The 21,910-nt window shown below is 41.1% G+C and carries 17 protein-coding genes and 1 other annotated feature; of the genes, 14 read left to right on the top strand and 3 right to left on the bottom strand.

All coding sequences use genetic code 11. From position 1 onward, the window contains the following. Positions 1–25 precede the first annotated feature (25 nt). Together CDZ94_RS06735 and CDZ94_RS06730 are read left to right on the top strand one after the other, a co-directional pair. A complete protein-coding gene (locus CDZ94_RS06735) occupies positions 26–250 on the top strand; it encodes a YuzI family membrane protein (protein ID WP_096435744.1) in 225 nt (74 codons plus the stop codon). Between the two features lie 70 nt (positions 251–320). Next, a complete protein-coding gene (locus CDZ94_RS06730) occupies positions 321–1,067 on the top strand; it encodes a YjbA family protein (protein WP_096435743.1) in 747 nt (248 codons plus the stop codon). A 232-nt stretch (positions 1,068–1,299) separates the two neighbouring features. Here CDZ94_RS06730 and trpS read toward each other — a convergent pair whose 3' ends face one another. Beyond that, the gene (gene trpS, locus CDZ94_RS06725) at positions 1,300–2,289 is read right to left on the bottom strand and encodes a tryptophan--tRNA ligase (RefSeq protein ID WP_096435742.1); all 990 of its coding nucleotides are present in this window, start codon (positions 2,287–2,289) and stop codon (positions 1,300–1,302) included. 142 nt (positions 2,290–2,431) lie between these two features. Further along, positions 2,432–2,690, bottom strand: a binding site (T-box leader). Between the two features lie 307 nt (positions 2,691–2,997). Between trpS and CDZ94_RS06720 the strand changes: the two genes are divergently transcribed. Both CDZ94_RS06720 and CDZ94_RS06715 read left to right on the top strand, forming a co-directional pair. After that, a complete protein-coding gene (locus CDZ94_RS06720; protein WP_096435741.1) occupies positions 2,998–4,140 on the top strand; it encodes a dicarboxylate/amino acid:cation symporter in 1,143 nt (380 codons plus the stop codon). 333 nt (positions 4,141–4,473) lie between these two features. Beyond that, the gene (locus CDZ94_RS06715; RefSeq protein WP_157811942.1) at positions 4,474–5,025 is read left to right on the top strand and encodes a TlpA family protein disulfide reductase; all 552 of its coding nucleotides are present in this window, start codon (positions 4,474–4,476) and stop codon (positions 5,023–5,025) included. Positions 5,026–5,070: 45 nt separating this feature from the next. Here CDZ94_RS06715 and CDZ94_RS06710 read toward each other — a convergent pair whose 3' ends face one another. Together CDZ94_RS06710 and CDZ94_RS06705 are read right to left on the bottom strand one after the other, a co-directional pair. After that, complete coding sequence (locus CDZ94_RS06710; protein ID WP_232735724.1) at positions 5,071–6,066, bottom strand: sodium:calcium antiporter; 996 nt, start codon at positions 6,064–6,066, stop codon at positions 5,071–5,073. Positions 6,067–6,412: 346 nt separating this feature from the next. Then, positions 6,413–6,952: an HD domain-containing protein gene (locus CDZ94_RS06705; RefSeq protein WP_096435739.1), complete on the bottom strand. Its 540-nt coding sequence runs from the start codon at positions 6,950–6,952 to the stop codon at positions 6,413–6,415. A 926-nt stretch (positions 6,953–7,878) separates the two neighbouring features. Here CDZ94_RS06705 and CDZ94_RS06700 point away from each other — a divergent pair. The 10 genes from CDZ94_RS06700 (at position 7,879) to argH (ending at position 21,692) form a co-directional block, all read left to right on the top strand. Next, positions 7,879–9,105: a putative glycoside hydrolase gene (locus CDZ94_RS06700; protein ID WP_096440614.1), complete on the top strand. Its 1,227-nt coding sequence runs from the start codon at positions 7,879–7,881 to the stop codon at positions 9,103–9,105. A 276-nt stretch (positions 9,106–9,381) separates the two neighbouring features. Further along, complete coding sequence (gene argC / locus CDZ94_RS06695) at positions 9,382–10,419, top strand: N-acetyl-gamma-glutamyl-phosphate reductase (RefSeq protein ID WP_096435738.1); 1,038 nt, start codon at positions 9,382–9,384, stop codon at positions 10,417–10,419. Between the two features lie 25 nt (positions 10,420–10,444). Then, on the top strand, positions 10,445–11,671 hold the full coding sequence (gene argJ, locus CDZ94_RS06690; protein WP_096435737.1) for a bifunctional ornithine acetyltransferase/N-acetylglutamate synthase: 1,227 nt from the start codon (positions 10,445–10,447) through the stop codon (positions 11,669–11,671). A gap of 9 nt (positions 11,672–11,680) precedes the next feature. Further along, positions 11,681–12,484 carry an acetylglutamate kinase gene (gene argB, locus CDZ94_RS06685; protein WP_198520824.1) on the top strand — a complete coding sequence of 268 codons (804 nt, stop codon included), beginning with the start codon at positions 11,681–11,683 and terminating at the stop codon, positions 12,482–12,484. After that, the gene (locus tag CDZ94_RS06680; RefSeq protein WP_342587621.1) at positions 12,477–13,688 is read left to right on the top strand and encodes an aspartate aminotransferase family protein; all 1,212 of its coding nucleotides are present in this window, start codon (positions 12,477–12,479) and stop codon (positions 13,686–13,688) included. Before argB ends, CDZ94_RS06680 begins: the two co-directional genes overlap by 8 nt. Continuing rightward, complete coding sequence (locus tag CDZ94_RS06675; RefSeq protein ID WP_096435734.1) at positions 13,685–14,773, top strand: carbamoyl phosphate synthase small subunit; 1,089 nt, start codon at positions 13,685–13,687, stop codon at positions 14,771–14,773. Before CDZ94_RS06680 ends, CDZ94_RS06675 begins: the two co-directional genes overlap by 4 nt. Beyond that, positions 14,760–18,017 carry a carbamoyl-phosphate synthase (glutamine-hydrolyzing) large subunit gene (carB, locus tag CDZ94_RS06670; protein WP_096435733.1) on the top strand — a complete coding sequence of 1,086 codons (3,258 nt, stop codon included), beginning with the start codon at positions 14,760–14,762 and terminating at the stop codon, positions 18,015–18,017. The genes CDZ94_RS06675 and carB overlap by 14 nt, the downstream gene beginning before the upstream one ends. Further along, the gene (argF, locus tag CDZ94_RS06665; protein ID WP_096435732.1) at positions 18,014–18,979 is read left to right on the top strand and encodes an ornithine carbamoyltransferase; all 966 of its coding nucleotides are present in this window, start codon (positions 18,014–18,016) and stop codon (positions 18,977–18,979) included. Before carB ends, argF begins: the two co-directional genes overlap by 4 nt. Positions 18,980–19,068: 89 nt before the next feature. After that, a complete protein-coding gene (locus tag CDZ94_RS06660; RefSeq protein ID WP_096435731.1) occupies positions 19,069–20,286 on the top strand; it encodes an argininosuccinate synthase in 1,218 nt (405 codons plus the stop codon). Positions 20,287–20,300: 14 nt separating this feature from the next. Further along, positions 20,301–21,692: an argininosuccinate lyase gene (gene argH, locus CDZ94_RS06655; RefSeq protein WP_096435730.1), complete on the top strand. Its 1,392-nt coding sequence runs from the start codon at positions 20,301–20,303 to the stop codon at positions 21,690–21,692. The last annotated feature ends 218 nt before the right edge of the window (positions 21,693–21,910 follow it).

Genomic DNA, 21,910 nt, shown 5'->3' with positions numbered 1-21,910 from the left:
CCAAACGTGAAAGAGGTGGTAGCGGATGTTTCGGATTGTATGGTTAATGATAGGATTCAGTTTTTCGGTTTTTGGCGGGATCACGTTCGTAGCTTATTTGAACTTGTTTACTGTTGGATTTTCCTTCATTCGTTACTTAATGTTTATGGCTTTTCGAATAGAGTCCTATTTTTTTATAGCTGGGTTATTAATGATTTGGTTTGCGATTTATTACCCTTCAAAGGAGAACGAAGAAAAAAGAATTGAATAGTGTGGAATAAACTGGATAGCCTCTGCCCATACTTAAGAATACAAATGTTAGCTTGTAAGGGGGTTCTGCTATGCTCCACTTGCGGGATGTATGGGTAAACTGGTTTGAAGGTGAAGAAAATGGTTACAACGTCTGTGAATTTTTCGAGTGGCGTAAAGAAGATCGAATTGAACTGTTAGATCAAGCGGTCATTATTAAGCTTTCAGAACATCTTTTTGACTACATAGAGAACACACTGCAGGAATTGCCTGAGGAACTATTGGCAGATGTTCACCAACAAAGCTATGTCCGAAAAAACAGTCAGCGCTTGGAGCTCGATTATTGCTTTATCGCGACAGACGGAGAACGCTGTCTTGTAGTTGATACGATGGGGTATAATACCCCGGTCCGTAAAAGTCGGATGGTGCCAAGGCAGGAAGGACAAGTTCTAGAGCTTGTAAAAGATGAACCAATGCGCGATTACTACATGAATTATTACAATTGCGAAAAAGAGTACCACATTCTTTCACCTAACCCTTCATTTATGCATGGGCTTATTAGAAGAGAACGACAGGTAAAACAAATTTTGTTTATGGCATTGGACCAATTATATGCCGAAGCATCACTAGCTGAAGTTCGCTACTGGTACACTGAGTGGGCACCTGAGAAGTACGAATTCATCCAACTATGCAGTTTTGACGATGCCTGGGATGGCCTTTTTGAAGACATCAAAAACGGCTGGTCAAAAAAGCATGATGAGTTTTGCCAAGCGATGATTAAAGGACAGCCATTTTTTGAGAAACTTTGGGATTTACAGCAAGGCGAAAGTGTAAAATAATAGGGAAGCAACCGGAGAGGATTCTCCGGTTGTTTTTAGTTCTTAAGAGTAAAGAAAGTATAGAAAGGTTGAGGCGGCACAGCTTAGAGCATAAAGCTGGTCGCTTCGTAAGCCATACCTCGCACGCATAGGAAGTTGGTATTTAGCAGGAGATCCTATTCTTTCTTATAGGGAGGTGAGTGGTCGAAATAAAACGCCCGAGCTGGCAACTTGCACCCAAGCGCACTATTTACTAGCGCCGCTTTCGCTCTAACCCCATTGCACGTTCTGCTTTTATGAGTGTTTTTCGGGCACGATGATTTGCTTTTTCAGCACCTTGATCTAAGATTTGATCGAGTTCATCACTGTTAATCAACTCATAATAGCGCTCTTGAATCGGCTTGAGCACACCTACAACAACGTCAGCTAAGTCCTGCTTAAAGTCTCCATAACCTTTTCCTGCATACATTGCTTCAATTTCGTCAACGGGTTTATCGGCAAATAATGAATAAATCGAAAGCAAGTTCGAAACACCAGGTTTGTTTTCCTTATCAAAGCGTACCGTATTATCTGAATCTGTTACTGCACTTTTAATTTTTTTAGTAATTTGCTTTTCATCATCAAGCATGGAAATGAAGCTTTTTGGATTGTCACTTGATTTACTCATTTTTTTCGATGGCTCCGTCAGTGACATGATGCGAGCCCCTACTTTAGGAATACTTACTTCAGGGATCGTGAAAATGTCATTAAATTTATTGTTAAAACGTTCGGCTAAATTACGTGATAATTCTAAGTGCTGCTTCTGATCTTCACCAACAGGGACAATATCTGTGTTATACAGCAAAATGTCTGCAGCCATTAACGGTGGGTACGTTAATAGACCAGCAGATACGCCTTCTTTTCCGTGAGATTTATCTTTGAATTGCGTCATTCTCTCAAGCTCACCGATATAGCTGACGCATTGTAACATCCACCCTAGTTGAGCATGCGCTGGGACCTCTGATTGAATAAATAAGGTTGACTTATCTGGGTCAATGCCCACTGCTAAATAGAGTGCTGCTAAACTGCGGGTATGTTTTTTTAGTTCCTGTTTGTCTTGGGGAACAGTAATTGCATGTTGGTTTACAATACAGAAAAAGCAATCGTTATTTTCCTGAAGATCGACGAAATGTTTCATTGCACCTAAATAGTTACCGATGGTTAACGTGCCACTTGGCTGAATGCCTGAAAAGATTGTTTTCATTATTTTCTTCCTTTCTTTATTAAAAAATGTGAATGCAACGTGAGGACTGGAGCTACAAGCCAACGAAGAAATTCGCCAGCAATCGTTCCCGGACTTTTCAACCTCCTTACAAACAAAAAAGCCCACCATCCCTATCTATATAGATAGGGACGACGGACCGCGTTGCCACCCTAATTACTTTTTCCCAGACTTGGAAAAAAGTCTCTCAGTAACCCTCGGCAAAACTGCAAAGGGCCCTCATCATAACGTATGAGATACGTCAAAGCCTACTAAGAAAAATCTCTGTTCGGTTTGAATGCTCAAAAGTCCATTCCACTCTCGCGTATTATCTGCTTCCAGCTGCCGCAGACTCTCTGAAAATACAACTAGAGAAGTGTACTTCTCTTTATCATCGCAATCGCATTATTTAATGTTGTCAATTATTATAACGAACCCGAGTTCGAAGTGCAACATTGTAAAGTGACGGAATAATCCGACTATATCGATTTAACTTGCAATTTATCCGAAAACGAGGCAAGATAATAATCATGTCCGTGGTTGAAAACAGGTGTTCATTTGAGGTGGACAGTCCGCGACAAAAGAAAAATTAGTGTGAAGTTCAAGTAAAGAAAACGCGAGTTAGGGACGTATCGTCCTTTGAAAACGCTTGCATACCCACTATCTTAGATTTCTGTATTTTTGGACATTCGCACACAGGGGAGGTAAAAGATGAAGCTTATAGGTAAACTCGTATTAGGTATTATTGCTGGTATTTTAATTGGTTTAATGAATGTTGACTTCATTACGCAGCTTTTCGTAACAATTAAGGAATTATTTGGTCAGTTTATTAACTTTGTCATTCCTTTTATCATTTTATTCTTCATCGCAGCCGGTGTTTCCAAATTAGGAGGAGAATCGGGAAGAATGGTAGGGGCAACAGTAGGGACAGCCTACTTATCTACTTTTTTAGCCGGTGTTTTCGCATTTATTATTGCAATCACTGTTATTCCACTACTATCAACTGAGCAGGCACCTGTTTCGGATGGAGAAGGTATACAATCTTTCTTTACCTTTGAAATTGAACCGTTGATGGGGGTTGTGACAGCTCTTGCAATTGCCTTCTTATTCGGGATTGGTGCAGCCAAAACGAACAGTAAAACGTTAATGGCGTTCTTTGATGAAGGTAAAGCTATTATTGATCTTGTTATTTCAAAAATCATCATTCCTTTCTTACCTGTTTATATTGCCGGTATCTTTGTTGAACTTGCCGCAGAAGGAGAAGTATTCAACACATTATCAGTATTCGGAGTTGTTTTAGTAGTGGCCATTAGTACCCATTGGTTATGGCTCATTATTCAATTTGTAACGGCTGGAGCGATTGCAAAACAAAACCCGTTCACGTCACTTAAAACGATGCTGCCAGCTTATTTTACCGGTCTAGGTACAATGAGTAGTGCTGCAACGATTCCGGTAACATTAAAGCAAGCGAAGAAAAACAATGTCAAAGAAGAGGTTGCTAATTTTGGAGTACCTCTATGTGCGACAATCCATCTTTCTGGTAGTGTTATCACGATTGTTACAACAACCGTTGCGGTTATGAGTGTTCTTGGGGAGTTTTCTCTGCCTTCCTTCGGTCAAATGCTCGGTGTTATCGCGATGCTTGGTGTCATCATGGTTGCAGCACCAGGTGTACCTGGAGGCGCCATTATGGCAGCATTAGGAGTGTTAACGACGATGCTCGGCTTTACTGAGGCAGCAATTGGTCTGATGATTGCTCTTTATATGGCTCAGGACAGCTTCGGCACAGCTACAAATGTAACAGGAGACGGTGCGATCAATATGGTTGTTAATCGCTTATCGAAAAGCGAGTAGGGTTAATAATCACGAGAAATTCCTGCATAGGTTACTTTGACCTTTGCGGGAATTTTTTTTAGTAGAGAGTGAAAAGCTTTAAAAAACAACAAACAGAGTATTTATTTGAGTGAAATTTCTGCACGAGTAGGCATTTTATTATCAGTTCAAGCATTATATCAGCGCAAATAGGCTATATATCAGCGGAAATAGCTCGGATATCGGCGATTCGACAAATAACGAATAATTCTAGTACTGCGTCCTTTAATAAGCATTTTTAATGGACAAAAATTCATGAAACCTCCTGCTTGTACATAACTATGAATGAGACTATGTATGGAGGGGGAAAAAGGAGTGAAACGTTTTAGACAATGGCCGCTGCTCATTACGTGTTTAGTGTTAGCCATCGGGGCGTTTTGGGCTAGTCAATCTGAACATGATTGGGCGTTATCACAAAGGTCGATGGTAGAAGCTCATGTTGGCGTGCAAGAAGGCGATAAAGTTGTAAATCTCAATTTACCGGACAAAAGTGGCTCCGAAAAAGAACTATATGACCTCATGTCGGGAAAAAAATCAATGATCATCTTTTTTACAACCTGGTGTGAAGTTTGTTCAGATCATTGGGCTGGATTAAAGCAGATGAAAGATGCTGGAGAGTTGGAAGGTATAGAAATTATCGGAATCCATCTCAAGGAGGATGATCCAAAAGCCGATCTGCAATCTTACTTCGGTGATTGGGACACATTACCGGTTTTAGTGGACGAGGAAGGAATGGTCAAAGAGCAGTTTGAAATCATCGGTATGCCAACCGTCTATCTAATTGATGAAAAGAGTGAAGTGTACAGACGTATTCAAGGAACACTAACTCCTGATTTTATGGAATCTGACCCTTTTTTCACTGATTGAAAAAGCGCGTCCGCAATCATTAAGCGGACGCGCTTTCATTATTCGTTAAAAGATTATGAAACTGGCAATAAAGTAAACAATTAATAGGACAACAGAAGGCACGATGTAAAAGCTCGATGGCTGCTTTTGACGGAGGTAAAGCATATGCGCGAGCACTATAATATTTAAGATGATGACGAAAAAAGCGGTAAATGATAAGGTATGACTGACACTCGCCAGTATAGATCCTGTTTGGAAAAGAAGGTCTGATAAGACAAGAATCATCATGTTAAACACGTTACTTCCGAGAATATTTCCAACTGCAAGGTTATAGTTTGCGAGCTGAAGGGCAACAAGGACAGTGACAACTTCAGGAAGTGACGTTGCAGCAGCAATGAGAAAACTTCCAACAAAGCTGGCTTCTAACCCAGTAGTTGCAGCAATCTGATCACCAAAGATCGTAAGTAATGAACCTGAAAAGAAAATGAGAATTGCACTAACTGCAAAACCGATTTTAGCTGTTTTTAATGAGACTTGCTTCGTCTTCGAGGTGGTATCTTCCACTTCTTCATTTGCTGCAGCGATTTCTGGAACGCTTTTTTCTTGTTCCGACATTTTTCGTAAGCTATACACATAAAAGAGGACCATCAAATACATCTCGATCCCGGTTCCGAGGATAACGACATTTGTTGGTACTAAAATGGTGACTAGGACGAGAGCTGTTAATGCAAGACCTATAAATCCGCTCAACTGATGCCCGGAATGAATATTTCCTAGTAATCTCTTTTTACGATAAATGATATCAAATGATGCCAGGATCATAAGGTTAAACAAGTTACTTCCCAATACATTACCGACTGCAAGGTCCGGGCTACCTACCAAAATTGCCGTTGCACTCGTCGTTACTTCCGGAAGAGAGGTAGCCCCGGCTAAAAGTAGTGTACCGACGAGCATACCGCCTAAAGATGTCCGTTCACTAATAACATCTGCGTAAGTCGAAAGTTTAACGGCGGCAATTACAGTAAAAATGGCGGCGATTGCAAATAACATGAATGATAACACTAGTCATTTCTCCTTTTAATAGAGGTTAGGACAAGCCTCTTCAAAATAAAAATAGACCTTTCTATGAAATAAACTCCTTATTTCAGGAATTCATTTCATAAAAAGGTCTTGCGGACTTTGTTAATATGCGTTAGTGATCATTGGACCACTTTTTTAGCACAAAGTTTAACGAACCGAGCGTATTGTACGCCGAAATGACGATTCGTTAACTGGTTTCCCAGTCGCTACTCCCCTTTTTACAAGGTTGATCTTCTTAGTGCTCCTTTAGAGCACGCACTTCTTATTCAAAAGTTATCATGGAAACGTACTTTCGTCAATTTTATTTTTGGAAGAGAGGTGCGCTCAATTAGGAAACAGAAGCAGATTGAGCATTCTTATCTTCATGAGATTCAATAGCTTGATCCAGCTTTTTCAACCTGTTTGCGGCTTCGTCATCAGCGATTTCCTTATAATGATGATTACCTTCTGGTTCTTCGTCACATTGATCAGCTAGGGAAACTATTTTTTGTAGAGGGTCCAAATGGAGCTCGCCTTCAGGTAAATATGAGTCGGTATGAAGAAGGACTGCAAGGGCAATTTTTTTTGCGTCGACTGGATGTTCACCTAGCCGGATAAGCAATTTATGCGCTCGTTCTGCTCCTTTAATGGCGTGGATATCATTTTCTTTGTATAGATGATAATCCCACTTGCCATTGCGATACCAAGTGTAGTGACCGATATCATGTAGAAAAGCTGCTTTTACTGCAAGGTCAGGGTTGACGCCATGTACCTTTGCTAATTTTAACGCATGCTCAGCTGTTGAGACGGCATGAGCAAGACCAGACCTTTTAACAAATTTTTGCGTAATCTCATGGTTCAAAACTTCTTGTAAAGTTACACGGGACATGTCAAAGACCTCCTTATTGATGGTAATTACATTTTCAAAAAGTAATCATGACTTAAAGTGTGTGTCCGATCCTAAAAATGTATATTTCTACAAATTATACGGAGGTTATCGCACTCAGTCAATAGTATGATTGTGGAAGTGATTGATGGTTCTTGTTGAATAAAATGCTATTTTTAGGTAGAAATAATTTAATTTAATGATTATCCCCGTTGCTCAGAATTATGAAGGCATCAGCCATGTTTACTATTTCACTTTTAATTAAGGCTCTTTTCGTATGTATTGTTGCTTTTAATCTTCGCAGGTGAAATAAACTGCGACATAACCTACCGCTTCGGAAATACACTACGCTTTCCGCGGGCTCGCGCTGAGCCTCCTCGTTCGCAAAGTGCGCTCACTGTGGGGTCTCAACGTCTTCGCTTTTCCGCTGGAGTCTACGTGTATTTCCTTCGCTGGTATAGTGCTTTGTAAATTTATATATTGTTTTATGAAGTCAAACAATGGCTATTCATTTTTATAATGGATGATTGGAGCGAAGGGCAGTCGACTCCTGCGGGAAAAGCAACAACTGAAATTTATATATTTTGTGTCAAGAACAACAATCTTTTAGAAAACAGCCTTACTTATAAAGGCTCGAAGACACCCCGACATTTCTGCGGAAGTATAATATGCTTCTAATATGAATGATTTTTGAGCTAATGACATACTCATATTTAATTTTAGGAAAAATAAATTTATAAATGGGTAGAATAGCCATGTATTGAGGTGAAAAATTAGAATAAAAAAAGGACGCTAGTCGTTGTAAGTCGCCATTGGTTCTCACTTCATTACATTGTATAATGAAATCAAAAGCTTATTTTTGAAACGAGCTCAAAAAATGAAAAATTAAAACGTTTAGTTACCTAATTCAGGAAAAGGTCGTGAAAAAAATGGGGAAATTTGTTAAGCAAACAGTGGCTGCGCTCCTTGCTGGTGTTTCTGTATTAAGTACCGGCGTTGGTATAGCGTCTGCCGAAGATGAAGCAGCAACCGTGTCTATGGCTTACCATGGAGAAAAAGAAAACGCCCTATCAGAACGAACGTTGCCCGACGATATCGCACGGTTCATATTTGATTCGGGTTATACATTTGAATACCCTGATGCGGTAAGAGGCGTATATGTAACCGGGCACTCTGCAGGAGGTTCGAGGTTTGAAAACTTGTTGGACTTAATGGATGATACAGCCCTTAATTCCATGGTAATTGATATTAAAGATGATCATGGCTATTTAACATACAGACCAGAAGATGAAGATTCGTTTTATATGGACATTAGTCAAGAGTACATAAAAGATCCAGCAGAGATGATGAGCAGTTTAGAAGAACATGAGGTGTATCCAATTGCCAGAATTGTTGTGTTTAAAGATACGGTTTTGGCGGAAAAAGAACCTGAACTTTCATTTTTAGAAGATGGAGAAGTATGGAAAAACGGACGCGGAGAAGCTTTTGTTAACCCTTTCTTAAAGGAAGTGTGGGATTATAACATTGAAATTGCCAAAATGGCGGCTGAAATGGGTTTTCAGGAAATTCAGTTTGACTATGTTCGATTTCCGGAAGGGTTTGAACGACGTGATGAAATGTTGGATTACGAAGTCGGCGATTATAAGGAGCGTGAAGGAGATAACGTTCAACGGCGCGTAGATGCTGTAACGGAATTTGTGGAGTACGCCAACGAACAGTTAGAACCTTATGATGTTGATGTATCTGTCGATATTTTCGGGTACACTGCGACACTTCCAGAAGCACCGGGTATCGGTCAAAATTTCACAAGAATTTCAGAGCATGTAGATGTGATATCTTCTATGATTTATCCAAGCCACTGGACTGCTTATTTTGGCATCGATAAACCAGATCTATATCCATACGAAATCGTTTCCGAATATACAAAAGTCGAGAATGCAAAGCTTGAGGAGCTCGAGGAACCACCAGTTTCTCGTCCATGGTTACAAGACTTTACCGCAACTTATTTAGGTTCGGGTAATTACATCTCATATGGTGCGGATGAAGTCGAAGCACAAATCCGAGGTTTATATGAAAATGGAGTAGATGAATTTCTCCTTTGGAATGCGGGGAATAGTTATTCAGAAGGGGTAGACTACCTGCTAGAAGATGATTAATACAATAAGAAAACGCAGCTGTGGATTTTTATTAAAAATGCCGATTTCTCTAAATGAGAAGTCGGTTTTTTTGTAGGAGTAGCTTATAGAGAGTTTGTATGATTTTATTGAATTGCTCCCGTATTTCATGGGAAGATACCTGACATTTAGGAGTTGCGCCCGAAATTCAGGAAATTACTACCGCCTTTCAAGAAAAAAAATAATTTTGTTGTTGCATAAAAATTAACCAATTAGTATAATAATAAATAATTTAAAGCGGAGGAGGTTATTTGAAAAATGAATGCAGCTATTATTGGTGGCACTGGGTATGGAGCTAATGAACTAATCCGCTTGTTAGATAAGCATCCGTTAGTTAACGTAAAGTCAGTTATTTCAAATTCACAAGCAAATACGGAAATAAAACAAGTATTTCCACACTTAACTGACTTGGTATTTTATTCATTTGATGAATTTGATATACATAACCTCAAACGAGAGGTCGATCTTGTTTTCTTTGCTACACCTTCTGGCATTAGTAAGGAAATGATTCCAAAATGTATTGAGAACAGGTTGAAATGTGTGGATTTATCAGGTGATTTCAGATTTACGAATCCAAAGGTGTATGAAACATGGTACTCAAAGCCTCCAGCAGCTCAATCTTATTTAAACGAAGCAACCTACGGACTGAGTGAACTCTATGAAAGTGAGATCAAAAGAAGTTCGTTAATCGCGAATCCAGGATGTTATCCTACAGCGACCTTGCTAGGATTAGTCCCCTTACTGAAGAAAGGATGGGCGGAGTTGGGTTCGATCGTGATTGATGGAAAATCGGGTGTATCCGGGGCCGGAAGAAGCCTTTCTGCAAACACCCATTACGCTGAAATCAATGAAAATGTTAAGGCATATAAGCTCGGAGCTCATCAACATATTCCGGAAATTGAGCAGATTCTAGCATCAGAAAGTCAAGAACACGTGAAGGTATCATTTACGACTCATCTTGTTCCGATGACGAGAGGATTGATGTGTACGATTTCTGTTCAACTAAAGAAATCATTGACGACGAAGGAAATCATTGATTATTATCAATCGGTTTATGAAGCTCACCCTTTTGTACGTGTCCGCTCAGAGGGAGTCATCCCTTCTACTAAAGATGTGTATACGAGTAACTTTTGCGATATCGGGCTTCATTACGATTCACGAACGGGAAGGTTAACGATCATTTCCGTGATTGATAATCTTGTAAAAGGCGCAGCTGGTCAGGCGATTCAAAACGTAAACTTGATGAATGGCTGGGATGAAAGAACCGGCCTTATGAATATACCGGTTTATCCATAGTGGATAGAGAAAGGCGGGCTTTTTAATGGAAATGATGGCAGGAGAAAAAGTACAAATGGACTTAGACGGAAATGTGACGTCACCGCAAGGGTTTTCAGCGGGAGGCATGCATTGCGGGATTCGAAAACGTAAGTTGGATCTTGGCTGGCTTATATCGGACGTTCCTGCGACTGCAGCGGGTGTTTATACGACAAATCAATTTCAAGCCCCGCCTATTCAAGTGACAAAAGAAAGTATTTTAGTAGATAACAAGATTCAAGGCGTTTTAGTAAATTCGGGAGTTGCTAATGCATGTACCGGAGAGCAGGGGATGCACGATGCTATTGAAATGAGGCGGATATTTGCTGAACAAATAAATGTTTCAGACGATCATATAGCCATTGCTTCAACAGGGCTCATTGGCGTTCCGCTTCCAGTGGATCGGATTAAAAACGGACTGACTCGGTTTGCTGAGCCTGAACACCAACAAACAGATCGATTTGAGAAAGCGATTTTAACAACTGATACGTGTGAAAAAAGCGCAGCTGTTCAAATCGAGATTGATGGAAAGACGGTCACGATCGGTGGTGCGGCAAAAGGGTCAGGAATGATTGAACCGAACATGGCAACGATGCTTGCGTTTATTACAACGGATGCAGAAATTGCCCCTGCTAGTTTATCCGTCGCGTTAAAACAGGCGGTAAACAAAACATTTAATATGATTACAGTCGATGGAGATTCGAGTACGAATGATATGGTCCTTGTCATGGCCAATGGTAAAGCCGAAAATGACATGCTGACCGAAAACCACCCTGATTGGGGGCGCTTTTTACACGGACTGGGCGCACTATGTGAACAATTAGCAAAAATGATTGCCAGAGATGGAGAAGGAGCAACAAAACTGATTGAAGTAATCGTATCAGGTGCTGAGTCGGATGAGGCAGCGAAAAAGGTAAGTAAAACAGTGATTTCATCTAATCTAGTCAAAACCGCCGTTTACGGCTCTGATCCGAACTGGGGAAGAATTGTCTGTGCGATTGGGTATAGTGGCCAACCCGTTAATCCAGAGAGAGTCAGTGTAACACTTGGAGAAATCAACGTTGTGGAAAATGGCTTACCGCTGCCGTTTAGTGAACAAGATGGGATTGACTACTTGAACCAAGACACAATTTCGATAAAGATTGATCTTCGACAAGGAGATGGATCTGCGACTGCTTGGGGATGCGATTTAACTTATGATTACGTCAAAATTAATGCGTCTTACCGCACGTGAGGTGAGCTGATGAACTATTTAGTGATTAAATGCGGCGGTAGTGTTTTAGAAAAATTGCCGGAGTCTTTTTATAAGAACCTGAACGACCTTCATCATTCTGGGAAATGGAAACCAGTTATCGTTCATGGCGGAGGTCCACTCATTTCTACTTTGCTAACAGAGCTGGGAGTGAAAACGACATTCGTTGATGGCTTAAGGGTAACAACGAAGGAAGTATTGGACGTTGTAGAAATGGTGTTAAGTGGCTCCGTCAATAAGCAGCTAGTAAACCGGATTCAAAAAGCAGGCGGTAGTGCTTGTGGCATTAGTGGAGTTGATGGGGCGCTTTTACAAGCAAAGGCCATGAAGAACGCAGATCGGTTAGGCTTTGTAGGGGAAGTAACTCATGTTAATACCGACTTCATCGACCAGATTTTAAAACAAGAACACATACCCGTCATCTCCCCTTTAGGTGTGGATGAAAAGGGTCAAAAATACAACATCAATGGAGATGTGGCCGCTTCTGCTGTTGCGAAAGCTCTATCAGCCGAGCTTTGCTTTATTAGTGATATTGAAGGCGTTTATCGAAAGGAAAATGGGATAACTCAAACCCTTCACCACATATCTAAAACAGAAATAGAACAATTAATCGAAGAAAAACAAATTACAGGTGGAATGATTCCAAAGGTTCAAGCCGGTATTGAAGGGTTATCAGGCAAAGTGGAACAAGTGGTCATTCTAAACGGATTGGCCGAAAACAGTCTTATTGATTTTTTAGCAGGAAAAGAAGTAGGAACAAAAATCTTTGCAGATGGGGAGAGGTACAGTGTCTGACAATAACTTAGCAAATCAAGAAGAATCACTCATGCAAACGTATCAGCGCTTCCCATTAACAGTTGAAAAAGGAAAAGGAAGTTACCTTTGGGATGACAGGGGTAAAAAGTATTTGGATTTCACATCTGGGATTGCTACCTGCAACTTAGGGCACGTTCCAGATGTTGTGAAAAGTCAAATAATAGCCCAAATTGAAGAGCTTTGGCATTGCTCGAATTTGTTTCACATCCCGGCGCAACAAAAGCTTGCTCAATTACTAACAACATACAGCTTTGGTGACCAGGTGTTCTTTTGTAACAGCGGAGCAGAGGCAAACGAAGCAGCGATCAAGCTTGCCAGGAAATACGCAAAAAAGGTAAAAGAGACCCACGCATATGAAGTGGTTACATTTAGTCAGTCATTTCACGGGCGTACGTTAGCAACCTTGTCTGCTACAGGGCAGAATCATGTAAAAGAAGATTATGCCCCATTAGCTTCCGGGTTTCGTCATTTACCGTATAACGACTTTGAAGCCTTAAACAACCTTGTCACTCCAGATACTTGTGCAGTGTTAGTCGAAGTTGTTCAAGGTGAAGGTGGCGTGATTCCAGCTGATCAAAGCTGGCTAAAACAACTAGCTGCTATTTGTAAAGAAAACAACCTTTTACTTATTTTTGATGAAGTCCAAACAGGGATGGGGAGAACAGGGACACTCTTCGCTTATGAGCAATACGGGGTTACCCCTGACGTGATGACACTGGCAAAAGGGCTCGGTTCCGGAATTCCTGTTGGCGCAGTCATTGCTACAGAAGAGGTTGCTAAAGCTTTTGGACCAGGAACACACGGAACGACTTTTGGTGGCAACCCAATTGCTTGTACAGCAGGAATTGCAACTTTGAACTATATGATTGAAAACGATGTTTGTTCCACTACGACTGAACTTGGTGAGTATTTGTCACAACAACTACAACAATTAAAAGAGCAGTGTCCAGTTATTGAAAAGGTCCAAGGAAAAGGATTGCTTCAAGGAATGGCCTTAAAAATACCAGCGAAGGATATCGTGAACAAAGCAAGAGGCCAAGGCGTTCTGTTGTTAACTGCGGGCTCTCATGTTTTGCGAGTCTTACCACCACTCACGACAACGTATGAGGAAATAGACGAATTTATTTCCAAACTATATTCAGTCCTTTTCCAAGTCGAAACAGAAAGGGGGACTCTTCGGTGAGTAAAGGCTATTTGATTCTTGAAACCGGAGAAATTTTTGAAGGGAAACTAATAGGTGAGTTAAACCATAAAGCTGGTGAAGTCGTGTTTAACACTGGTATGACCGGTTACCAAGAAATGATTACTGACCCGTCTTATGCAGGGCAAATCCTTACATTTTGTTATCCAATAATCGGTAACTATGGTGTGAATGATTATGACAATGAAAGTTTTCAAACCGCTGTTTCAGGAGTTATCGTCGGTGATCTGTGTGATGAACCGAGCCATTATCAGGCTACGAAACGTTTTTCAGATCAGCTCGAACAAGCTGGAGTTCCAGGGTTAGCTGAAGTGGATACGAGGGCATTAGTTCAAACGATTCGAAAGCACCACACCGTTAACGGTACGATCGCTCGTGAATCAGACTTATTGAACGTCCATGACAAATGGCAAGAAGTATCATCTGCTAAATTAGTCGATCACGTTTCCACAAAAGAAGTCAAGACGTATAAGGGTGGATATCCTCATATTGTCATCATGGATTATGGATATAAAAAATCGATCTTAGCTGCTTTGTTAAACGAAGGTTGTTCTGTCACGATCGTTCCGTATACGTACTCATTTGATCAAGTTAAATCACTTGAGCCAGATGGGGTTCTTCTTAGTAACGGACCTGGTGATCCGATGGCACTGGCTTCAACATTTTCTGAGATTAAAAAAATCACGCAGGAATTCCCGACTTTAGGAATTTGCCTGGGACATCAACTTATTGCCCTGACTTATGGAGGGAAAACGAAAAAACAAAGCAATGGGCATAGAGGTGGTAACCACCCTGTTAAGGAACTGCTCACGGGTAAAGTGCGGATCACTTCACAAAATCATGGCTATGTGGTGGTAGAAGATCGCGAGTTATTGACTAATTTTCAAATTTCATTTCGAAATGTCAATGACGGGACAGTCGAAGGGATCAAGCACCTCACTTTACCAGTCCAATCTGTTCAATTTCATCCAGAAGCCCACCCGGGACCAAGTGACACAGAGTATTTATTTGCTCAGTTTTTACAACAAGCCATTGTATCAGGAGGGAAAAGGTATGCCGAAGCATAATGGGATAAGCAAAATCCTCGTCATCGGGTCCGGTCCTATCGTCATCGGTCAGGCAGCTGAGTTTGACTACGCTGGCACACAGGCATGCCTTTCATTAAAAGAAGAAGGTATAGAAGTCGTCCTTGTGAATAATAATCCTGCGACAATTATGACTGACCAAACGATTGCCGACCACGTATATATCGAGCCATTAACGGTTGAATCAATTGAAAAAATAATCGAAATTGAAAAACCGGATGGGATGATCGGAACCCTAGGAGGGCAAACAGGTCTCAATTTAACCGTTCAACTCTTTGAAAATGAGATTCTGCAAAAGCACAATGTGAGGTTGTTAGGAACGTCTGTAGCCTCCATTCAAAAAGGGGAGGATCGAGAACAATTCCGAAATCTTATGCTTGAGATTGGTGAACCGACACCGGAATCTATGATCGTTGAAAGCTACGAAGCAGGCGTTCAATTTGTCCAAGAAGCGGGTTATCCAGTAATTATCCGACCCGCTTACACCTTAGGTGGAGCAGGGGGCGGATTTGCAGTAAACGATGAAGAGTTTGAGGCGGTATTAAAACAAGGGTTACGTTTAAGTCCGATCGATCAGGTTTTGGTAGAAAAAAGTATTAAAGGTTGGAAAGAAATCGAGTATGAAGTTATGCGTGACGAAAATGATACGTGTACGATTGTTTGTAACATGGAAAATATGGATCCGGTCGGTGTTCATACAGGAGATTCCATTGTTGTTGCGCCGTCGCAAACGTTATCAGATGTGCAATACCAGATCCTTCGAAATGCATCTTTAAAAGTAATTCGGGCTTTAGATGTCGTGGGCGGTTGTAATATTCAGTTTGCCATGAATCCAACTACCAATGAGTATTACATTATTGAAGTGAATCCAAGGGTTAGCCGTTCTTCCGCACTTGCTTCAAAGGCGACGGGCTATCCGATTGCACGAATCGCCACCAAATGTGCCATTGGCTATCATCTTGATGAAATTATCAACCCAATTACCGAAAATACGTTCGCTTCATTTGAACCGGCACTCGATTATCTTGTCGTTAAACTTCCGCGTTTTCCGTTCGATAAGTTTTTGGAAGCTGACAGGTCTTTAGGAACACAGATGAAAGCGACTGGAGAAGTTATGGCAATCGATCGGTCATTTGAAGGAGCCCTTAATAAAGCAATTCGTTCGTTGGAAATGAAGGCTGCAAGTTTATCTCACCCTTCAATAACGTCAGTAACACGTGACGAGCTGGAAACGTTCTTGAAAAAGCCGACTGATATGCGCTTGTTTGCGATATCAGAAGCGTATAAACGAGGGTTTACCACTGAAGAAGTCTTCACGTTGACAGAGATCGATCGTTGGTTTTTAACCAAAGTGAAGAAAATCGTTGATTGTGAAAATGACTTGGTCGCATTTCATTGGGATGGCCTGCCGCATGATCTGCTGAAACGAGCGAAAACAATGAATATAAGTGACCGACGCTTAGGTGATATCTTTCATATAGATGAAAAACAAGTAAGAAAAAGACTCAAAAGCCTCAACTTAACCCGAGGATATAAACTTGTCGATACGTGTGCAGGGGAGTTCGATGCTGTGACTCCTTACTATTATTCCACTTGGCAAGGTTCAGATGAAGTGGAGACTCGGACGGAGTCAGGTAAAAAGAAGATTCTCGTTGTCGGATCCGGCCCGATAAGAATTGGTCAAGGAGTGGAGTTTGATTACTGTTCAGTGCAGGCAGCTCTTGCTGTTCAAAAAATCGGTCATGAAGCGATTGTCATGAACAACAATCCCGAAACGGTAAGTACAGATTATACTGTTGCAGACCGCTTGTATTTTGAACCGCTTTCTGTTGAAGACATTTTAGCAGTAGTTGAAAAAGAGAACGTGGACGGGGTACTCGTTCAGTTCGGGGGTCAAACCGCGATTAATGTAGCAGAAGCATTAGTAGAGGAAGGCGTAAATGTTCTAGGAACAGAAAGTAAAGTGATCGATGAAATAGAAGACCGCAATAAATTTTACAAGCTGCTCGATGACATACAGATTCCTCATATATCAGGGAAAACAGTGTACCACGATGAGGATCTGCTGGAGGCTGCAGATGACCTCGGTTACCCTGTCTTGATTCGTCCGTCCTATGTGATCGGAGGTCAATCAATGTATGTTTGCCATAATCGGGTTGAGCTAAGCGAAAATATGAAAAGGTTGACGTCAGCGGGGAATGCTCAAGAGTGGCCGCTGCTTGTTGATCAATTCCTTCCTGGTATGGAATGTGAATTGGACGTGATCAGTGATGGGAAGACGATTGTCGTTCCAGGGATATTTGAACATCTGGAAAGAGCAGGCGTCCATTCTGGTGACAGTATTACTATTTTTCCACCCGTTTCAATTAGCGATGAAATAAAAGCAAAAATGATCGAATACGCAGAAAAAATCGCATTAGCAGCACCAGTCATCGGGATGATGAACATTCAATATGTGGTGAATGACAAAGAAGTATACGTGCTGGAGGTTAATCCACGGGCTTCGCGAACGGTACCGATTATGAGTAAAGTGACGGGTGTACCAATGGTCGAGTCAGCGACACACGTGCAACTCGGGAAATCATTGGATGTAAGTGATGAACATGGATTACTCCCTGAACCAAATTACTATTCAATTAAAGCACCGATTTTTTCAGCAAGTAAATTAAAGGGTGTCGATCACCTTTTAGGACCGGAAATGAAATCGACAGGGGAAACGTTAGGGTTAGGATTATCCTTGCAAGAAGCTTTTTCAAAAGCGCTTCAGGTTGAAGAGCGAACGTTACCGGAGAATGGAAATCGAGCTACACTGTTTTGTTCCATAACCGATCGCGCAAAAAAAGAGTGCATTTGGATGATTCAAGCATTTTCCGCGCAAGGGTATCAGATTTTAGCAACTCCTGGAACCGCAGATTATCTTGCTATCAATGGAATCTCAGCAACGAAAGTCCCAAAGGATAAAGAGATTTTACATGATATTTGGAAAAATGAAAAACCGAACCTTGTTCTAAATATTCCTACACAAGGACGTGAACACGAACGGTTTGGCTTTTACATCCGTGAATTATCTGTCAGATATCAAGTCCCGTTTTTTACAAGTATCGATACGGTTAAGCCATGGCTTGACACCATTTATATAAAGGATGAACTTTTAGTTATACCAAGAACACTAAACGATTATCATGAGCTAGCAGAAAATGATGTTGACGAGGTGAGAGGAAGATGATTATCGAAAAGAAAGCAGCCATTGAAGCACAAATGAGTGGCAGTGATTTCTTAACGCTTGCCGACCTTAATGAAGAAAAGCTTCTATTTTTACTAGAAGAAGCTTTGGACCTTAAGAAAAAGCAAAAAAAAGGCATTCCTCATCAAGCGTTAAAAGGAAAAACATTAGCGATGGTTTTTGAAAAGTCGTCTACTAGAACACGGATGTCATTTGAAGTAGGAATGCTACAACTTGGAGGCCACGCAATTTTCTTAAGCTCAAAGGATATTCAATTAGGCAGAGGAGAATCAATGGCAGATACAGCCCGCGTGATGTCGCGCTATGTGGATGGCATTATGATTCGTACATTTGCCCACGAATCCGTTGAGGAGCTAGCGAAACACGCAGAAGTTCCTATCATTAACGGATTGACGGATTTGCATCACCCCGCTCAAGTACTCGCCGATCTCATGACAATTGTTGAGCAAAAAGGACAATTGAAAGGATTGAAGCTTTGTTTCATTGGTGATGGAAATAACAACATGACCCACTCTTTGTTAGAAGGAGCAGCGCTTACTGGAATGGATATCGCTGTAGCAAGCCCTTCTGGATATGAACCGAATGCTCAAATTCTAAAGCATGCCCAAATGATTGCGGAGGAAAAACAGAGTATCGTTTCCTTTACGGATAACCCAGAAGACGCGATCAAAGGTGCTGATGTGGTTGTAACCGATGTGTGGGCGAGTATGGGTCATGAGGAAGAGCAAGCAAAACGACTGGACTCCTTCAAGCCATATCAGGTGACGAGTGAGCTTTGTCAACATGCACAAGATGATCATCTCTTTTTACACTGTTTACCTGCCCATAGAGGAGAAGAAGTAACATCCGATGTCATCGATGGAAAGCACTCGTTCGTTTTTGATGAAGCCGAAAACCGATTACATGCGCAAAAAGCATTGTTAAAAGTGTTAATGAAGGACTAATTTTTTTAATCTGAATGTATAAAAATACCGTATCATTGATATTCATACGCGAAAAAGTGAAGGATGATTATAAAAAAGGAGAGATGAAAATGAGTAAAGAAAAAGTTGTGCTAGCTTATTCTGGAGGACTTGATACGTCAGTTTCGATTAAATGGATCGAGGAAAAATACGGATATGATGTAATAGCATTAGGGATTGATGTAGGTGAAGGTAAGGATCTTGAAACGATTAAAATTAAAGCGCTTGAAACAGGTGCAGAAAAAGCAATTATGGTTGAGGGAAAAGAACTGCTCGCAAAGGATTATATTTTACCGGCATTAAAAGCGAATTGTTTATATGAAGGGAAATATCCACTCTCTTCGGCGTTATCACGACCGCTTATTTCAAAGCTTCTCGTTGAAGTCGCCGAACAAGAAGGAGCTGTTGCTGTAGCTCATGGCTGTACAGGAAAAGGGAATGATCAAGTCCGTTTCGATGTGTCGATTCAATCGTTAAACCCAGATTTGCAAGTCATTGCGCCGGTCCGTGAATGGGGAATGAACCGTGACGAAGAAATCGCCTATGCAGAGGAAAAAGGAATAGCTGTTCCGGTAAACGTAGAAAAACCGTATTCGATTGATGCGAATATATGGGGACGCGCATGTGAAGCAGGAGTACTGGAAGATACGTGGGCAGAGGCTCCTGAAGATGCCTTTGAATGGACAGCTCCGATTTCGATGGCACCAGATGAGCCGGAATACGTAGACATTGAATTTGTAAAAGGAGTGCCAGTTGCTTTAAACGGTGAAGAAATGACGCTCGTCCCGTTAATTGAAAAGTTGAACGAACTAGGCGGTAAGCATGGGGTAGGAAGAATTGATCACGTAGAGAACCGTCTTGTCGGGATCAAATCAAGAGAGGTTTATGAAAATACGGCAGCGCTCATTTTGATAAATGCTCATAAGGAGCTGGAATTGCTTACACTTCCTCGTGAAGTTACGCAATTTAAAACACAAGTAGACGAAAAAATGACAGAGCTTATTTATGAAGGCCTTTGGTTTTCACCTTTAAAAAAAGCACTTGATGCATTTATAGATGAAACGCAGCAAGTCGTTTCTGGTACGATTCGTGTCAAACTTCAAAAAGGAAATCATACAGTTGTCGCGCGTAAAAGTGACTATAGTCTATACAGCCCTGAGCTTGCTACGTATTCAAAAGGAGATGCGTTCGACCATGATTCAGCCGTTGGTTTTATAAAGCTATTCGGTCTCTCAACAAAGGTGTACACCCAGGTAAATAAAGATAAGAAACAGACAGTGACGAAATAAAGGAGGCTGATTCGATGTCGAAGTTATGGGGCGGACGTTTTACGAAGGATACAAATAAGCTTGTGGAGGAGTTAACAGCTTCGATCTCATTTGATCAAAAATTAGCGAATGAAGATATCCAAGGAAGTTTAGCTCATGTACAGATGCTTGGGGAATGCGGGATTATTTCACCTGATGATGCAAATAAAATTAAGGCAGGTCTTCATACGGTAAAAAGTAAGCTGGACAACGGAGAGCTTGAATACTCGGTTGCTCACGAAGATATTCATATGAACATTGAACAGTTTTTAATTGACGAAATCGGTCCTGTAGGTGGGAAGCTTCATACAGGGAGAAGCCGAAATGATCAGGTCGCAACAGATATGCACTTGTATTTGAAAAATAATACAAACGATATTATTCAGCTCATCGCAGACGTTCAAGCGGCTATTTTGGCACAAGCTGAAGCGAATATTGAGACGATGATTCCTGGGTACACGCATTTACAACGTGCTCAACCAGTTTCTTTTGCCCATCATGTAATGGCTTATTACTGGATGATGGAGCGTGATAAACAACGTCTCATCGATAGTTTGGACAGAGTGAATATCTTGCCTCTTGGAAGCGGAGCGATGGCAGGGACTACCTTTCCGATAGATCGTGAACGAGTGGCTGAACTGTTAGGTTTTGATGATATTTATCCGAATAGTATGGATGCGGTAAGTGACCGCGATTTCATTTTAGAGTTCTTATCTGCAGCTTCAATCATGATGATGCACATCTCAAGATTGTCAGAAGAGCTCGTCGTGTGGAGCAGTGAAGAATTTAGTTTTGTAGAACTTGATGATTCATTTTGTACAGGGTCTAGCATTATGCCTCAAAAGAAAAATCCTGACGTTCCAGAATTACTTAGGGCAAAAACAGGGCGAGTGTACGGAAATTTGCTGGGATTGCTTACCGTATTGAAGGGACTACCTTTAGCATACAATAAAGACATGCAAGAGGATAAAGAAGGCATGTTCGACACGGTGGAAACGCTCGTTGGTTCACTAAAAATGCTAGCACCAATGATTGAGACAATGACGGTAAACAAAGAGACGATGCGCAATGCAGTTACTCAAGATTACTCTAACGCTACCGACATTGCCGACTATCTTGTTACGAAAGGCATGCCTTTTCGTGACGCTCACGAAATGATCGGGAAAATTGTCCTTTATGCGATCGATAAAAAGAAATATTTACTCGAATTATCGTTAGAAGAATATCAAACGTTCAGCCCTTTGTTCCTTGAAGACATTTACACCGTCCTCACACCAGAACAAGTTGTCGGCCAACGAAACAGTTACGGTGGAACGTCACCTAACCAAGTCAAAAAACAAATTCAGCTCGCAAAAGAGAATAGTGCTCAGTCCACTGTTGAAAAATAACAGTGTCGGACACTAGGGAGAAAATAAAAACCCGACTTCATCATTTTAAGAAGTCGGGTTTTCCATTTATTACATGAATATTTCCTCTGTTTTAAAGGAATTTAAAGAATGAAGGTGTTTTTTTAATCAATTCACAGGTCTTTTACTTACAGTCATAAGGAACCTCCATTATATGGCTAGTCATGCAAACATGCGATTTTATCATTTAGCAGAAATAG

The organism is Alteribacter populi, assembly GCF_002352765.1.
In the GTDB taxonomy this organism is placed as follows: domain Bacteria; phylum Bacillota; class Bacilli; order Bacillales; family Salisediminibacteriaceae; genus Alteribacter; species Alteribacter populi.
The sequence above is the reverse complement of the archived record's forward strand: the minus strand, read 5'-3'. Positions and strand labels throughout refer to the sequence as shown.

What these genes read in the sequence shown, in the direction of transcription:
- CDZ94_RS06720 (WP_096435741.1), top strand. Translation starts at nt 2,998, where the DNA reads ATGAAGCTTATAGGTAAACTCGTATTAGGTATTATTGCTGGTATTTTA.
- argF (WP_096435732.1), top strand. Translation starts at nt 18,014, where the DNA reads ATGATTATCGAAAAGAAAGCAGCCATTGAAGCACAAATGAGTGGCAGT.
- argH (WP_096435730.1), top strand. Translation starts at nt 20,301, where the DNA reads ATGTCGAAGTTATGGGGCGGACGTTTTACGAAGGATACAAATAAGCTT.
- CDZ94_RS06705 (WP_096435739.1), bottom strand. Translation starts at nt 6,952, where the DNA reads ATGTCCCGTGTAACTTTACAAGAAGTTTTGAACCATGAGATTACGCAA.
- CDZ94_RS06730 (WP_096435743.1), top strand. Translation starts at nt 321, where the DNA reads ATGCTCCACTTGCGGGATGTATGGGTAAACTGGTTTGAAGGTGAAGAA.
- carB (WP_096435733.1), top strand. Translation starts at nt 14,760, where the DNA reads ATGCCGAAGCATAATGGGATAAGCAAAATCCTCGTCATCGGGTCCGGT.
- argB (WP_198520824.1), top strand. Translation starts at nt 11,681, where the DNA reads ATGAACTATTTAGTGATTAAATGCGGCGGTAGTGTTTTAGAAAAATTG.
- trpS (WP_096435742.1), bottom strand. Translation starts at nt 2,289, where the DNA reads ATGAAAACAATCTTTTCAGGCATTCAGCCAAGTGGCACGTTAACCATC.
- CDZ94_RS06735 (WP_096435744.1), top strand. Translation starts at nt 26, where the DNA reads ATGTTTCGGATTGTATGGTTAATGATAGGATTCAGTTTTTCGGTTTTT.
- CDZ94_RS06660 (WP_096435731.1), top strand. Translation starts at nt 19,069, where the DNA reads ATGAGTAAAGAAAAAGTTGTGCTAGCTTATTCTGGAGGACTTGATACG.
- argJ (WP_096435737.1), top strand. Translation starts at nt 10,445, where the DNA reads ATGGAAATGATGGCAGGAGAAAAAGTACAAATGGACTTAGACGGAAAT.
- CDZ94_RS06700 (WP_096440614.1), top strand. Translation starts at nt 7,879, where the DNA reads ATGGGGAAATTTGTTAAGCAAACAGTGGCTGCGCTCCTTGCTGGTGTT.
- argC (WP_096435738.1), top strand. Translation starts at nt 9,382, where the DNA reads ATGAATGCAGCTATTATTGGTGGCACTGGGTATGGAGCTAATGAACTA.